The organism is Rossellomorea arthrocnemi, from assembly GCF_904424705.1.
GTDB lineage: Bacteria > Bacillota > Bacilli > Bacillales > Bacillaceae_B > Rossellomorea > Rossellomorea arthrocnemi.
In genome coordinates this window covers 1-13,320 of the sequence record NZ_CAJGBF010000025.1, presented here as the reverse complement: position 1 = coordinate 13,320, position 13,320 = coordinate 1, and the positions used below count along the sequence as shown (strand labels likewise).

The 13,320-nt window shown below is 42.1% G+C and carries 15 protein-coding genes and 11 tRNA genes; 25 read left to right on the top strand and 1 reads right to left on the bottom strand.

All coding sequences use genetic code 11. From position 1 onward, the window contains the following. Positions 1 to 34: 34 nt before the first annotated feature. From BAA9072_RS21110 to BAA9072_RS21050, 13 genes are all read left to right on the top strand, one after another. Positions 35 to 1,048 carry a LolA family protein gene (locus BAA9072_RS21110; RefSeq protein ID WP_201716589.1) on the top strand — a complete coding sequence of 338 codons (1,014 nt, stop codon included), beginning with the start codon at positions 35 to 37 and terminating at the stop codon, positions 1,046 to 1,048. A 221-nt stretch (positions 1,049 to 1,269) separates the two neighbouring features. Continuing rightward, a complete protein-coding gene (alr, locus tag BAA9072_RS21105; RefSeq protein WP_201716588.1) occupies positions 1,270 to 2,475 on the top strand; it encodes an alanine racemase in 1,206 nt (401 codons plus the stop codon). Positions 2,476 to 2,601: 126 nt separating this feature from the next. Continuing rightward, positions 2,602 to 2,883 carry a CopG family ribbon-helix-helix protein gene (locus tag BAA9072_RS21100; RefSeq protein WP_032085355.1) on the top strand — a complete coding sequence of 94 codons (282 nt, stop codon included), beginning with the start codon at positions 2,602 to 2,604 and terminating at the stop codon, positions 2,881 to 2,883. A 4-nt stretch (positions 2,884 to 2,887) separates the two neighbouring features. After that, positions 2,888 to 3,238: a type II toxin-antitoxin system endoribonuclease NdoA gene (gene ndoA / locus BAA9072_RS21095; RefSeq protein WP_034763063.1), complete on the top strand. Its 351-nt coding sequence runs from the start codon at positions 2,888 to 2,890 to the stop codon at positions 3,236 to 3,238. A 405-nt stretch (positions 3,239 to 3,643) separates the two neighbouring features. Then, positions 3,644 to 4,474 carry an RsbT co-antagonist protein RsbRA gene (locus BAA9072_RS21090; protein ID WP_201716587.1) on the top strand — a complete coding sequence of 277 codons (831 nt, stop codon included), beginning with the start codon at positions 3,644 to 3,646 and terminating at the stop codon, positions 4,472 to 4,474. Then, positions 4,471 to 4,827 carry an STAS domain-containing protein gene (locus tag BAA9072_RS21085; RefSeq protein ID WP_034763058.1) on the top strand — a complete coding sequence of 119 codons (357 nt, stop codon included), beginning with the start codon at positions 4,471 to 4,473 and terminating at the stop codon, positions 4,825 to 4,827. Before BAA9072_RS21090 ends, BAA9072_RS21085 begins: the two co-directional genes overlap by 4 nt. Positions 4,828 to 4,829: 2 nt before the next feature. Continuing rightward, the gene (locus tag BAA9072_RS21080) at positions 4,830 to 5,231 is read left to right on the top strand and encodes an anti-sigma regulatory factor (RefSeq protein ID WP_034763056.1); all 402 of its coding nucleotides are present in this window, start codon (positions 4,830 to 4,832) and stop codon (positions 5,229 to 5,231) included. Positions 5,232 to 5,241: 10 nt separating this feature from the next. Further along, the gene (locus BAA9072_RS21075; RefSeq protein ID WP_201716586.1) at positions 5,242 to 6,252 is read left to right on the top strand and encodes a PP2C family protein-serine/threonine phosphatase; all 1,011 of its coding nucleotides are present in this window, start codon (positions 5,242 to 5,244) and stop codon (positions 6,250 to 6,252) included. 76 nt (positions 6,253 to 6,328) lie between these two features. Continuing rightward, positions 6,329 to 6,661 (top strand): anti-sigma factor antagonist, encoded by a 333-nt coding sequence (locus tag BAA9072_RS21070; RefSeq protein WP_201716585.1) that lies wholly within the window; start codon positions 6,329 to 6,331, stop codon positions 6,659 to 6,661. Then, the gene (rsbW, locus tag BAA9072_RS21065) at positions 6,661 to 7,128 is read left to right on the top strand and encodes an anti-sigma B factor RsbW (protein ID WP_330999324.1); all 468 of its coding nucleotides are present in this window, start codon (positions 6,661 to 6,663) and stop codon (positions 7,126 to 7,128) included. Before BAA9072_RS21070 ends, rsbW begins: the two co-directional genes overlap by 1 nt. Continuing rightward, positions 7,106 to 7,903, top strand: a complete 798-nt coding sequence (gene sigB / locus BAA9072_RS21060) for an RNA polymerase sigma factor SigB (RefSeq protein ID WP_201716583.1) — start codon at positions 7,106 to 7,108, stop codon at positions 7,901 to 7,903. Before rsbW ends, sigB begins: the two co-directional genes overlap by 23 nt. Next, positions 7,903 to 8,499, top strand: a complete 597-nt coding sequence (locus tag BAA9072_RS21055) for a PP2C family serine/threonine-protein phosphatase (protein WP_201716582.1) — start codon at positions 7,903 to 7,905, stop codon at positions 8,497 to 8,499. Before sigB ends, BAA9072_RS21055 begins: the two co-directional genes overlap by 1 nt. Positions 8,500 to 8,796: 297 nt before the next feature. Beyond that, positions 8,797 to 10,965: a Tex family protein gene (locus BAA9072_RS21050; RefSeq protein ID WP_230980964.1), complete on the top strand. Its 2,169-nt coding sequence runs from the start codon at positions 8,797 to 8,799 to the stop codon at positions 10,963 to 10,965. A gap of 94 nt (positions 10,966 to 11,059) precedes the next feature. Here the strand turns inward: BAA9072_RS21050 and cmpA are convergent, their stop codons facing one another. After that, positions 11,060 to 11,173: a cortex morphogenetic protein CmpA gene (gene cmpA / locus BAA9072_RS21045; protein ID WP_098351062.1), complete on the bottom strand. Its 114-nt coding sequence runs from the start codon at positions 11,171 to 11,173 to the stop codon at positions 11,060 to 11,062. Positions 11,174 to 11,313: 140 nt separating this feature from the next. Here cmpA and BAA9072_RS21040 point away from each other — a divergent pair, with 140 nt between their 5' ends. The 12 genes from BAA9072_RS21040 to BAA9072_RS20985 all read left to right on the top strand — a co-directional run bounded on the left by BAA9072_RS21040 (position 11,314) and on the right by BAA9072_RS20985 (position 13,179). Further along, a complete protein-coding gene (locus BAA9072_RS21040; RefSeq protein ID WP_201716580.1) occupies positions 11,314 to 11,790 on the top strand; it encodes a SprT family protein in 477 nt (158 codons plus the stop codon). 122 nt (positions 11,791 to 11,912) lie between these two features. Then, positions 11,913 to 11,987, top strand: a tRNA-Asn gene (locus tag BAA9072_RS21035). 7 nt (positions 11,988 to 11,994) lie between these two features. After that, positions 11,995 to 12,085: transfer RNA gene (locus BAA9072_RS21030), tRNA-Ser, on the top strand. Positions 12,086 to 12,101: 16 nt separating this feature from the next. Next, a tRNA-Glu gene (locus tag BAA9072_RS21025) sits at positions 12,102 to 12,173 on the top strand. 87 nt (positions 12,174 to 12,260) lie between these two features. Beyond that, positions 12,261 to 12,337 (top strand) — tRNA-Asp (locus BAA9072_RS21020). 80 nt (positions 12,338 to 12,417) lie between these two features. Further along, a tRNA-Gln gene (locus tag BAA9072_RS21015) sits at positions 12,418 to 12,492 on the top strand. A 6-nt stretch (positions 12,493 to 12,498) separates the two neighbouring features. Beyond that, positions 12,499 to 12,574 (top strand) — tRNA-Lys (locus BAA9072_RS21010). A 49-nt stretch (positions 12,575 to 12,623) separates the two neighbouring features. Further along, positions 12,624 to 12,705 (top strand) — tRNA-Leu (locus BAA9072_RS21005). Between the two features lie 75 nt (positions 12,706 to 12,780). Beyond that, positions 12,781 to 12,866 (top strand) — tRNA-Leu (locus BAA9072_RS21000). An 18-nt stretch (positions 12,867 to 12,884) separates the two neighbouring features. Continuing rightward, a tRNA-Arg gene (locus tag BAA9072_RS20995) sits at positions 12,885 to 12,961 on the top strand. Between the two features lie 53 nt (positions 12,962 to 13,014). After that, positions 13,015 to 13,091: transfer RNA gene (locus tag BAA9072_RS20990), tRNA-Pro, on the top strand. 14 nt (positions 13,092 to 13,105) lie between these two features. Beyond that, positions 13,106 to 13,179, top strand: a tRNA-Gly gene (locus BAA9072_RS20985). Positions 13,180 to 13,320 lie beyond the last annotated feature (141 nt).

Sequence of the window (13,320 nt, the reverse complement as noted above, 5' to 3'; positions counted from 1 at the left end):
TTACGTATATCCTGGGACAAAAGGGGTTGAAAAAATGAAGAAAAAGCTAGTGATACTAGTGATTTCCATGTTAGCGGTGATTGCGCTCGCTGCTTGCGGAGAGCAATCAAAAGAAGATGTAACTAAGGACCTTAAGGCAAAAGTAGAGGATATGAAGGGGTACAAAGCAGATGCAAAAATGACCCTGCAGGTGGGAGAAGAACCCCAAACCTATGATGTGGAAGTCTGGCATAATGACCCTAATTATTATCGAGTAGCCTTAAAAAACGCTGCGAAGGATCAAAGCCAAATGATCCTGAGGAATGATGAGGGAGTGTTCGTTCTGACACCGGCTTTGAATAAAAGCTTCCGATTCCAAAGCAACTGGCCGGAAAACAGCAGTCAGGCATACTTGTATGAATCACTTGTCAAAGATGTGTTAGAAGACAAAGATGCTACCTTCAAAGAAACGAAGAGTCACTACGTCTTCACGACGAAAACACGTTACCAGAACAGCCAGATGCTTCCTACTCAGGAAATTGCCTTCAACAAAAAAGACCTGACTCCCGCATCCGTGAATGTCATGGATTCAGACAAAAATCCTCTTGTGAAAGTGGAATTCTCTAAGATGGACATGAAAGCCGCATTTGACAAGAAAGATTTCGACATGAAGAAAAATATGACAGGTGCTCAGCTTGAGGTACCGGTTACAGCATCAGTAGAAGATTCGGAATTCACCGTCCTTTACCCGATGTCAGAAATCACCGGCACTGAATTAATAGAAGAAAAAGAAGTTGCGACGGATACAGGGAAACGCGTCATTTTAACCTACGATGGTGAAAAATCCTTTACAATCGTACAAGAGAAAACGACTGTCGTCCCTACGATGACTGTGTCTACATCCCTAAAAGGGGAATTGGTTGACCTTGGTTTCACGGTAGCGGCCATGACAGAGCAATCCATCAGATGGACGAATAATGGTGTGGATTATATGCTTGCTTCAAATGATCTGACTCCATCTGAAATGGTGATGGTGGCGCAGTCCGTTCAAGGTTCAATGGTGAAATAAAGTTTATAATAATCGGGGCGGGCCTGAAGGGTCCGCCTCTTCCCTCTTTATATAACTCATCTCTATCCCCGGAAATCACTGGTCCATTGCTTCTTCCCTGTTAAAAATAAGGACCATTTCCCCGGAATCTATTTATCACAATCAATGATAATATGAATAATCCATGGTATTCTTGAATAGAATGACAATGTTTTGTGTAAAGATATGAGGAAGTGAAGAGAGTGGAAACCCAGACGCAATTTTTTCGTGATACTTGGGCTGAAATCAATTTGGATCATTTATATGAAAATGTAAAAAATATTAAAGGCCATATTCCTGAAGAAGTGAACGTATTTGCCGTTGTGAAGGCAAATGCTTATGGACATGGGGATGTGCAAACGTCTCTGACAGCCCTTGCTGCAGGGGCGCATGGCGTGGCCGTTGCTTTCCTGGATGAAGCTATTTCCTTAAGAAGAGGGGGCATCACCTCTCCCATTTTAGTATTGGGGGCTACAAGGGCAAAGGATGTGCAAATCGCAGCCCGACTGGACATTTCATTAACGGTATTCCAGCGTGAGTGGCTTGTGGAAGCTGGAGGGCAACTGTCAGAAGGAGATCATTTAAACCTCCATATCAAATGTGATACGGGGATGGGCAGGGTAGGGGTTCGTACCGTAGAAGAATTAAAAGGTATCGAGAAAAATATCCATGCTCATCCTCAATTCGGACTTGAAGGGATCTTTACCCATTTTGCCACGGCGGATGAATTGAATGATGACTATCTTGACGAGCAATTGAAGCGATTCGAACACATGCTTGAACAATTGGATTCCCTTCCTGTCTATATTCATTCTTCCAATAGTGCAGCTGCTTTACGGAAAACGAACACCCTATTCAATGCTGTGCGGGTAGGGATCGCAATGTACGGGCTCACTCCATCCATGGAGATGAAGCCGGAACTGCCGTTTCCTTTGAAGGAAGTCTTTTCCCTACACGCAAGACTCATTCATACAAAGGAACTTGGAGCGGGAGAGAAAATCAGTTACGGAGCGACGTATGAAACGCAAGGAACTGAGTGGATCGGAACCATTCCGATTGGGTATGCTGATGGGTGGCTTCGGAAATTACAAGGTCAGGACGTTTTGGTGGAAGGAAAGAGAGTTCCAATTGTTGGAAGAATCTGCATGGATCAATGCATGATAAGGCTCCCTGAATACCGGCCGACTGGCACACGTGTCACGTTAATCGGCAATCAGGGTGCGGACACTGTATCAATGGATGAAATCGCTGGAAAGCTTGATACCATTAACTATGAGATACCTTGTATCATTTCAACAAGAGTGCCGCGTATTTATATACGGAATGGAGAACCTACGGAAGTATCGAACAAACTCTTATCAACTGGGATACAAAGACAATGGGAAAATAACGATCAATTTGATGAATAATTAGTATTTTAAATGGTGGATAATAGAAGAGATTGATAAATTAACTTTTCATTCCCTTTAATTGATGGTATGATAAATATGTTAATGAACAGAAACGGTATGTAGTGATTGGTGGAGGTGTAGTTTGTGTCTGAATCCAGCGCAACAACAGAAATCTTAATTCGTCTACCGCAACAGCTTGTTACAGAATTAGACGGCTTTGCAGATCAAGAAAATGTGAATCGCAATGAGTTTATTTATCGTGCAACCAAAATGTATTTAAGAGAGCGTAAGAAGAGACAATTACGTGAATCTATGAGACGCGGCTATATGGAAATGGCTAAGATTAATCTTGCAATCGCTTCAGAAGCGATCCAAGCAGAATATGAGGCAGAACATACAGTCGAACGCTTAGTAAGCGGAGGTTAATCCTTTGATTGTAAAGCGTGGTGACGTATATTTTGCAGACCTTTCTCCTGTTGTAGGATCAGAACAAGGCGGAGTTCGGCCGGTACTTGTTATTCAAAACGATATAGGGAACAGGTTTAGTCCCACAATTATTGTAGCTGCCATTACCGCACAAATTCAAAAAGCAAAACTGCCTACTCATGTTGAAATTGATGCAAAACGTTATGGCTTTGAACGTGATTCCGTTATCTTGCTTGAACAGATTCGAACGATTGACAAACAACGTCTTACCGATAAAATAACACACTTGGATGATGAGATGATGGAGAAAGTGGATGACGCCCTGCAAATCAGTGTGGGTCTGATTCAGTTTTAACCCATAACCTTTCGCTGTGTGGAACCATATCATGTCTGCAATAGGGACAATATATTTGCAAACCAGAAGGCTTGCTGATCAAACAAAACCTTGATCATTAGGCCTTTTTGTTTTGCTTTTTTTCCATGGAGAAATCCTGGTCCATTTTTACCCCTGAAGTAGAATATGGATAATCGAATATACAGACAATTTTATGACAAAACAAGGTAAACAATTTATAATGGGAAAAGAAAGCATAAAAAATACCCGAAAAGGCATAGGTTTTTTCTTTTCCATATTTATTTGTTACTATTAAAGTAATTACGTCATTTTTCGTTCATAGTTGTAAACTACTTTAAGATTGGGTTACATCAATCGACATAAATGCTGAGTATAAATTTCATATGATAGAATGGAGAGAACTAAATGTTTAGTGAAGTCACGGATTATATTCAGGACAATAAGTCAGAAATCACTAGTATTTGGATGGAACGGATGAGGAATGAAGCAGATGAGAAGTTTCTTCAAGTCGTTTCAGATCAGGTTTTCACTAAGACAAGCCATGAGTTTGTTGAAATGATTACTTCAAACTTAAGAGATTCCAAAGAATTCAATAACCGCTTGGAAGATTTCGCTGAAAAGGTTGTCAGGTTAGGGTGGCCACTTACATTTGTGACATCTGCTTTAGGTGCATTTGGTAAGGTGGTATACGAAGGTATGACGAATGACCAACTGATCACGGATGTAAATCATGCTGCTCAGGTTGAGAAATTCGATCAATGGCTGACACCAATGTACAACAAAGTGGTTAAAGCTTATACAGAATCATGGGAAAGAACGGTTTCTCTTCAGAAGATAGCATTGCAGGAGTTATCAGCACCACTTATACCGGTATTCGAAAAGATCTCCATCATGCCCCTTGTAGGTACGATAGATACGGAACGCGCCCGGTTAATCATGGAGAACCTCTTAAATGGTGTGGTGAAGCACAGGGCAGAAGTCGTGCTCATTGATATAACCGGTGTGCCGGTCGTGGATACAATGGTCGCCCATCATATCATCCAGGCTGCAGAAGCCGTACGTTTAGTCGGCGCGAAGTGTATGCTCGTGGGGATTAGACCGGAGATTGCACAGACAATTGTGAATTTAGGAATCGACCTTAATCAGTTCAGCACCAATAGTACGTTAAGAAAAGGAATAGAAAAGGCTCTTGAAATGACAAATCGAAAAATAGTTTCGGCGGAGGGATTAGAGTGAGAATACCAATTTTAAAGCTGCATGATTGTTTGTTAATTTCCATTCAGTGGGAGCTGGATGATCAAACAGCCCTTCAATTTCAAGAGGATCTTCTACAGAAGATTCACGAGACCAGTGCAAGGGGAGTTGTAATTGACATTACCTCCATTGATTTCATTGACTCCTTTATCGCCAAAGTTCTTGGAGATGTGATTAACATGTCCAGATTAATGGGAGCAAAAGTTGTCATCACGGGCATTCAGCCAGCTGTAGCGATTACGTTGATTGAGCTTGGAATCAGGTTAGAGGACGTCCTAACCGCTCTTGATCTGGAAAAAGGTCTGGAGAAATTACAATTGGAACTGGGGGACTAGGTATGGATAGCCAATCCTGCGTGAAGATCACGAATGAATGGGACATCGTTGCTGCCCGCCAGTTAGGGAGGAATGTAGCGAAGGAGCTCGGATTCGGCACAGTTGACCAAGCTCGTATCACTACGGCTATCAGCGAATTAGCAAGAAACATCTATTTATATGCTGGCTATGGTCAGATTTGCATTGAAAAATTATTCGATGCCGGAAAAAAAGGTGTGCGCATCATCGCCTTGGATGAAGGTCCCGGTATTGCAGATATAAGAAAAGTAATGGAAGATGGTTATTCCACATCGGGTGGATTAGGAGCAGGTTTGCCTGGAGTTAAGCGTTTAATGGACGAATTTAACGTAGAATCTGTACCCGGTGAAGGGACAGACATAAGGGCGACCAAGTGGCTCCGCTAGGAGGAGTTATATGAATTTCAGAGAATTGATGGATTCAAAATATAGAGAGATCATTGAGCATTATCTAAACGATCAAGATGAGAGAGCTCTTTATTTAGGGCAGAAATTCAGTCGTAAATCAATTGAACATCACGTATCACCGGAAGAAATCATCAGTCTTCATAAAAACGTCATTCTGGAAATGGAACCTAACATACCGCATCAGGTTCTGCACTCTTTCGATATCCTTTTGGAAGTGATGATAGGCTATGGCTTTGCCTATCGTGAACATCAAAGTCTCAGAACCAAGCAACAAGAATTAAATAATGAGATAGATGTAGCATCCAATATGCAGCAGACTCTTCTTGAGACCGTCGTTCCTACAGTAGATGGAATGGATATCGGAGCGGTAAGTGTCCCTGCCAAGAAAATGAACGGTGATTATTATCACTTTGTCCAGGATGAAAATGACAGTGTAAGTGTGGCCATTGCAGACGTGATTGGAAAGGGTATACCGGCTGCTCTTTGCATGTCCATGATTAAATATGCAATGGATAGTTTACCTGAGTACCGCCACGAACCGAATGCCGTATTGGAAAGCCTGAATAGGGTAGTGGAACAGAACGTGGATGCAAGTATGTTCATCACAATGTTCTACGGTGTATATAATTCAGAGAAACATCTGTTTTCATACTCGTCAGCTGGGCATGAACCTGGCTTTTTTTATAAAGCATCAACCAACGAATATGAGGACCTTGATGCCAAGGGCCTCCTTTTAGGCGTTGATAAAAAAGCGAAATACAGGCAATATGAAAGACGCGTGGAAGTGGGGGACATGATCATCCTCCTGTCGGATGGGGTTACGGAATGCCGTACAGAAGAAGGCTTCATTGAGAGAGAGGACTTAGTCCAATTGATCAGTCGATACACCCATCTCCCGACACAGGAGATCGTGAATAAAGTGTATAAGCAGCTGGAGAAGCTGCAGCATTTTGAACTTAGGGATGATTTCACTTTGATCATCATAAAAAGAAATTCATAAAAGTAGTTTATCTTTATCTAAGAGAGGGTAAAGGAATATAGACTTATTATAATGTTGCCAAAAAGGTGGTCTTTTTATGAACTTATCAATAGATATGAAAGAAAAAGAAAACGAGCTGCTTGTGAAAGTAGCCGGAGAAATTGACGCATATACAGCTCCAAAGCTTAAAGAAACGCTTCAACCATCTGCTGAAGCCGATAATAAAGATATTACAGTGGATCTTTCGGAAGTATCTTATATGGATAGTACCGGATTAGGAGTATTCGTCGGTCTATTTAAAACGGTAAAGGCACGTGATGGGCAACTTTATCTTGTCGGTTTGTCTGACCGTTTGCAAAGATTGTTTGATATTACAGGTTTAGGGGATATTATGAATATTAATTCCAAGGTAGAAGGTGGAGTGGAATGATGCAAGCTTTTGATTACATCGAGATGAAGATCCCCGCAAAGCCGGAATATGTCGGGGTTATTCGTTTGACGCTTTCGGGAATTGCAAGTCGTATGGGGTTTGATTATGATGCAATTGAGGATTTGAAGATTGCTACAAGTGAAGCCATCACCAATGCGGTTCAGCACGCTTACAAGGACAATACCGGTGAAGTTGTAGTTGGATTTGCGCTGTATGAGGATCGTCTTGAGGTGATGGTGGCAGATCATGGTGAAAGCTTCGACTTCAAAGAGATTCGCAGTGCTGTTGGTCCTTATCATGCCGATCATTCCGTTGAGTTCTTAAGAGAAGGTGGGTTAGGTCTATACCTTATTGAGAGCCTTATGGATGAAGTAAAAGTGCATCACAAGGAGGGAGTGACAGTCTTTATGACTAAATTCCTATCAGGAGAGCAGGTGGAGAGGGATGAAAAAACTATCTCAACCTAACCAACAGGTGCAAAAAGAAAAAGTACTCAAGTGGATCAGGGAATATCAGGAAACTCAGGATGATGATGCCCAAAGTCAGCTCATCCTGCATTACCAGAATCTTGTTGAGTCCATTGCGAGGAAATATTCAAAGGGCAGGTCCTTCCATGAGGATATCATTCAGGTGGGAATGATAGGACTGCTTGGGGCAATCAGAAGGTACGATGAATCTTTCGGCAGGTCATTCGAAGCTTTCGCGATTCCAACCATCATTGGAGAGATTAAAAGGTTCCTAAGGGATAAAACGTGGAGCGTGCATGTTCCCCGAAGAATTAAAGAACTTGGTCCGAAAATTAAATCCACGGTTGAAGAGTTAACAAATAGATTGGAACGATCTCCCCAGGTACACGAGATTGCTGAGTATCTGGAAGTGAGCGAAGAAGAAGTGCTGGAAGCGATGGAAATGGGCAGGAGTTATCAGGCGCTTTCTGTCGATCACTCGATTGAGGCGGATTCAGAGGGAAGTACGGTAACGATACTGGATATCGTAGGAGATCAGGATGAAGGCTATGAAAAGGTAAATCAGCGGCTTGTTCTTGAGAAAGTGCTTCATGTTCTATCCGACCGGGAAAAAGCTATTATACAACACACTTATTTAGAAAATTTAAGCCAAAAAGAAGCCGGAGAAAAGCTCGGAATTTCACAAATGCATGTTTCCCGCCTGCAAAGAAGAGCGATCAAAAAGCTTCGGGAAGCCATTCAAGAAGAGATGAGCGATTCGGAGAGTCATTATTAATGGCTTATCTTCAACAAAATGAAATAGAGCTCTATGCAGAACAAGTATCGAAAAATGGAAACCCCTTTTGTGGTGATAGTTACTTCTATACATCTACAAGCGATTACTTTATCTGCGTCCTCGCCGATGGCTTAGGCAGTGGTAAGTTTGCGTATGAATCGTCACATGTTGTAGTGGAATTGGTGGAAGAGCATCATCATGAGGATGTTGAAACACTTATGAGCCTGTGTAACGAAGCTCTTCAGAAAAAGCGTGGAGCTGCCGTAGCAATTATTAAGGCATATTATCACTCCAAAGAATTTGTGTATAGCTGTGTAGGAAATATCCGTTTTTATATGTATGCACCTGAAGGAAAGATGACCTATCCCTTACCGGTGACTGGGTACTTATCCGGCAGACCGCAAAAGTATAAAACCCAACGCTTCCATTATGACTCTAACTCAAGGTTTCTCATTCACTCCGATGGATTGAGTATTTCCGGTGTAAAGAATATCCTTCAGAGATATCCCACGCTCCATGGAACATTAGGGAATATCCAATCATTAGTTAACGGTACAGCAGATGATACAACATATATCATAGGAAACTTACTCTAACAGTTTTAGGGTAAGTTTTTTTGTTTATAAGTGCTAGAGCAACTGATTGCACGGACTAGGGAGAGGAAAGACTATGTAAAGGCTCTTTCGCATAGATTGTTCTTTCTATAAAGGATCTCACGAATTTTTGCTTGAGGGAGTGGGGGGCTACTTTTGCTTCCAGTTGCCGTTCGACCGTTTATCACTACGCGCTCTATATCGACTAAAAGGGCACTGATTATGAATTAAGCCCATTTTCAATCCTCAAAGGCAGTTATGGTAAAATATATTAGAATCCTTTAAATGGAGGTAATGCAATTGGCAGCAACATTAACAAAGCAAGAACCATTACTTAACAAAGTATCAAAAGAATTGAACCTATCAATAAAGAATGTGAAAAACGTCATCTCATTACTGGAGGAAGGGAATACAGTTCCTTTCATCGCGCGATACCGGAAGGAACAGACCGGTGCATTAGATGAAGTCCAGATTCGAAGTATTATGGATAAATGGAATTATATTCAAAATTTAGAGCAAAGAAAAGAAGAAGTTATTCGACTTATCGAAGAACAAGGGAAATTGACGGAAGAGTTAACCCTTGCCATCCGGAAGGCGGATAAGCTGCAAACCGTTGAGGACTTGTATCGTCCATACAAGCAAAAAAGAAGAACAAAAGCCACGGTTGCGAAAGAAAAAGGATTAGAACCCTTGGCGGAATGGATCTTGACATTCCCTTCAAGAGGAAACCTTGAAGAAAAGGCTTCTCACTTCGTTTCTGAAGAAAAAGAGGTGAAGACGACAGAGGAAGCTTTAAATGGAGCAAAGGACATTATTGCAGAGTACATATCCGATGAAGCTTCCTACCGGGAATACATAAGAGGATATACTTTCCGAAAAGGGTTAATGGAATCAAAGGTGAAAAAGGAAGAGGAAGATGAAAAAAAGGTCTTTGAAATGTATTACTCCTATCAAGAACCGATTCATAAAGTAGTTCCGCATCGTGTTTTAGCTATGAACCGAGGGGAAAAGGAAGATGTTCTGAAGGTGACGATCCAGCCTGACGCAGAAGGTATTCTGCACTATTTACAAAGGCAAGTCATTAAAAATGTGCAATCCATCTCTGCCCCTCTAGTAAAAGAAGCAGTGGAGGACAGTTATAAAAGGCTCATCCAGCCATCGGTGGAAAGGGAAATCCGCAATGAGTTGACAGACAAAGCGGAGGACCAAGCCATCCATATCTTCTCTGAGAACCTACGGAAATTATTGCTCCAGCCTCCGATGAAAGGGAAGATGGTGCTGGGTGTCGACCCTGCATTCCGGACGGGCTGTAAGCTAGCTGTTATTAATGAGACAGGGAAAACTCTTGATATCAACGTGATCTATCCTCACCCGCCTAAATCAAATCGGGCCAAGGCGGAAGAAGTATTAAAAGATATCTTGAAGAAACACTCTATTGAGGTTGTAGCCATCGGAAATGGAACTGCGTCGAGAGAAACCGAACAATTTGTAGTGGATGTGTTAAAAGAATTTGAGGGGAGTGTCTCTTATTTAATTGTCAACGAAGCGGGAGCCAGTGTATATTCGGCATCTGAAGTGGCAAGAGAAGAGTTCCCTGACTTCCAGGTTGAAGAGCGAAGTGCTGTATCAATTGCTAGAAGATTGCAAGATCCGTTGGCAGAATTAGTGAAAATCGACCCTAAATCCGTTGGAGTGGGACAATATCAGCATGATGTTTCTCAAAAAAAGTTAAATGAATCCTTAACCTTTGTCGTGGAAACAGCAGTAAACAAGGTAGGAGTCAACGTCAATACCGCTTCATCTTCGTTGCTTCAATATGTTGCAGGACTTTCAAAGACTGTGGCAAGCAATATTGTGAAAAAGCGAGAAGAGGAAGGGAAATTTCAATCAAGAGCCCAGCTAAAGAAGATACCGAGACTTGGAGCTAAAACTTACGAGCAGTGCATCGGGTTCTTGAGAATCGTGGATGGGAAAGAGCTCCTTGATCGAACACCTATTCACCCGGATAACTATAGTGATGTAAAGAAACTCCTTAATAAGGTGGGATTAAGTGTTCAGGAAATTGGTTCAGAGGAATTAAAACTGGCATTGAATCAATTGAACATAGATGAAGTTTCAGAAGAATTAGAAATAGGGAAACTCACACTGAAGGATATTATCGACTCACTGATTCGGCCAGGTCGTGATCCAAGGGATGAGTTCCCTAAGCCATTACTGAAGAAGGATGTTCTAAAGCTTTCGGACCTATCTGAAGGGATGGAGTTACAAGGGACCGTCCGAAATGTAGTGGATTTTGGTGCTTTTATAGACATCGGTGTAAAACAAGATGGACTTGTCCATATATCAAAGCTGAAAAATGGTTTTGTGAAGCATCCATTAGATGTGGTTTCAGTAGGAGATGTCGTGACCGTTTGGGTTGAAAGTGTCGATGTCCAAAAAGGAAGGGTCGCACTGACGATGGTTCAATAAGAAATGAATAGGAGCTGACTGCACGATAGGGGACTATCTGGAGGTCAGCCCTTTTTTATATACGATGGAATGCCTCTTGGGTAGACAATCATCATTAAGAGCAGTTCTTCTTTCTGTAAAAGTACCAGCACTGATTAAGAAGTTTGATTTGGTACCGATCCTTCTCAAGATAAGCTTTTCTTAATTGATTAACAAGCCAATTAGGCATGGCTGAACCTCCTTATCTCTATAAAAGTACCAATGGGAGTACCGTCTTCACCGAGTAGTTTGTCAGACTTAAACAATAAGGGTGATACCTAGTTTATGCTATAATAGGTTGTCATGTTCTATTTAGAAAGAAGGATTTATATGACGAATGCCGAGTTGCAAAAAATAGTTGAAACCATTTCCATACAATCATTCCAAAAGCCTTTCCTTCATAAGGCATATTTCAACCCGAGATTAAGGACTACGGGTGGGAGATATATGTTAGGCAGTCATGATATCGATATTAATCGGAGATACTTGGACGAGCATGGAATGGATGAATTAATTGGAATCATTAAACATGAGTTATGCCATTATCATTTGCATTTAGAAGGCAAAGGCTACAAACATGGGGACCAAGACTTCAAGAGCTTACTTAAAGAGGTCGGGGGACCAAGGTTTTGTTCTTTATTGCCAGGTGTGAACAGAAGGAAACGGGTGTTACTCTATATCTGTTCTAAATGCGGACTGAACTTCGAAAGAAAAAGAAAGATCAATACAAGGAAATTTGTCTGTGGCCGGTGCAGAGGAAAACTTCGTTTAATCAAGGAAGTCGTGTTAGAAAAAGGGCAATCCTAGTCATTACACTCATGCTTTTATTATTGGAGAAAAGTGCATGAAAGTAGTTGACAAGAAAATGATGAGTCATTATAATCTAAAGAGTCGATAAGACGAGTTAAGCGTAAGAATATACTTCACGTTCCGCAGTAGCTCAGTGGTAGAGCTATCGGCTGTTAACCGATCGGTCGCAAGTTCGAATCTTGCCTGCGGAGCCATTTTCATGGAGAAGTACTCAAGTGGCTGAAGAGGCGCCCCTGCTAAGGGTGTAGGTCGGGCAACTGGCGCGAGGGTTCAAATCCCTCCTTCTCCGCCATTCATATTTAGAACGTGGCCCGTTGGTCAAGCGGTTAAGACACCGCCCTTTCACGGCGGTAACACGGGTTCGAATCCCGTACGGGTCATTTTACTTCTATTATCATGCGAGGTAATGAAACCTATATTGCTAACGCAAATAATGAAAGTTATTTTGACTATCGTCAAAAAACTCTGGTCCGGTAGTTCAGTTGGTTAGAATGCCTGCCTGTCACGCAGGAGGTCGCGGGTTCGAGTCCCGTCCGGACCGCCAGATTTATTTCGGAAAAAACAATTGACTTTATTGAAATGGACATGTTATTATATAAACCTCGTCACTTTTTGGCGAAACATTGGGCTATAGCCAAGCGGTAAGGCATCGCACTTTGACTGCGACATGCGTTGGTTCGAATCCAGCTAGCCCAGCCATTTTAAGAGCCATTAGCTCAGTTGGTAGAGCATCTGACTTTTAATCAGAGGGTCGAAGGTTCGAATCCTTCATGGCTCACCATAGATTTTTTATGCAAGTGGAATATCTTTCCAATGATTTTCAGATTCATGCGGGTGTGGCGGAATTGGCAGACGCACCAGACTTAGGATCTGGCGCCGCAAGGCGTGGGGGTTCAAGTCCCTTCACCCGCACTTATAAATACTTTCATAAAAAGTAATTGACAAAATAGATTTTCCTCAGTATAATAATGCTTGTCGCTTTAAAACGCGGTCGTGGCGGAATGGCAGACGCGCTAGGTTGAGGGCCTAGTGGGGGCGACCCCGTGGAGGTTCAAGTCCTCTCGGCCGCACCAGACTTATAACGATATATTGCGCCCGTAGCTCAATTGGATAGAGCGTTTGACTACGGATCAAAAGGTTAGGGGTTCGACTCCTCTCGGGCGCGCCACTTTGTTTCTACTAGCGAGTATCATATCTATAGTTATACATATGCTTTTCAGACGGGAAGTAGCTCAGCTTGGTAGAGCACTTGGTTTGGGACCAAGGGGTCGCAGGTTCGAATCCTGTCTTCCCGACCATCATAATTTTATATGCGGGTGTAGTTTAGTGGTAAAACCTCAGCCTTCCAAGCTGATGATGAGGGTTCGATTCCCTTCACCCGCTCCAATTTATTACCTTTTATTGAACCTTGAAAACTGAACAAAACAAGACAATACGTCAACGTTAATTCTAGATTTATTTTTAAAGAGCTATTCAAACTTTTATCGGAGAGTTTGATCCTGGCTCAGGACGAACGCTGGCGGCGTG

What these genes read in the sequence shown, in the direction of transcription:
- BAA9072_RS21110 (WP_201716589.1), top strand. Translation starts at nt 35, where the DNA reads ATGAAGAAAAAGCTAGTGATACTAGTGATTTCCATGTTAGCGGTGATT.
- BAA9072_RS21040 (WP_201716580.1), top strand. Translation starts at nt 11,314, where the DNA reads ATGACGAATGCCGAGTTGCAAAAAATAGTTGAAACCATTTCCATACAA.
- rsbW (WP_330999324.1), top strand. Translation starts at nt 6,661, where the DNA reads ATGCAAGCTTTTGATTACATCGAGATGAAGATCCCCGCAAAGCCGGAA.
- cmpA (WP_098351062.1), bottom strand. Translation starts at nt 11,173, where the DNA reads ATGCCTAATTGGCTTGTTAATCAATTAAGAAAAGCTTATCTTGAGAAG.
- BAA9072_RS21055 (WP_201716582.1), top strand. Translation starts at nt 7,903, where the DNA reads ATGGCTTATCTTCAACAAAATGAAATAGAGCTCTATGCAGAACAAGTA.
- sigB (WP_201716583.1), top strand. Translation starts at nt 7,106, where the DNA reads ATGAAAAAACTATCTCAACCTAACCAACAGGTGCAAAAAGAAAAAGTA.
- BAA9072_RS21090 (WP_201716587.1), top strand. Translation starts at nt 3,644, where the DNA reads ATGTTTAGTGAAGTCACGGATTATATTCAGGACAATAAGTCAGAAATC.
- BAA9072_RS21075 (WP_201716586.1), top strand. Translation starts at nt 5,242, where the DNA reads ATGAATTTCAGAGAATTGATGGATTCAAAATATAGAGAGATCATTGAG.
- BAA9072_RS21080 (WP_034763056.1), top strand. Translation starts at nt 4,830, where the DNA reads ATGGATAGCCAATCCTGCGTGAAGATCACGAATGAATGGGACATCGTT.
- BAA9072_RS21070 (WP_201716585.1), top strand. Translation starts at nt 6,329, where the DNA reads ATGAACTTATCAATAGATATGAAAGAAAAAGAAAACGAGCTGCTTGTG.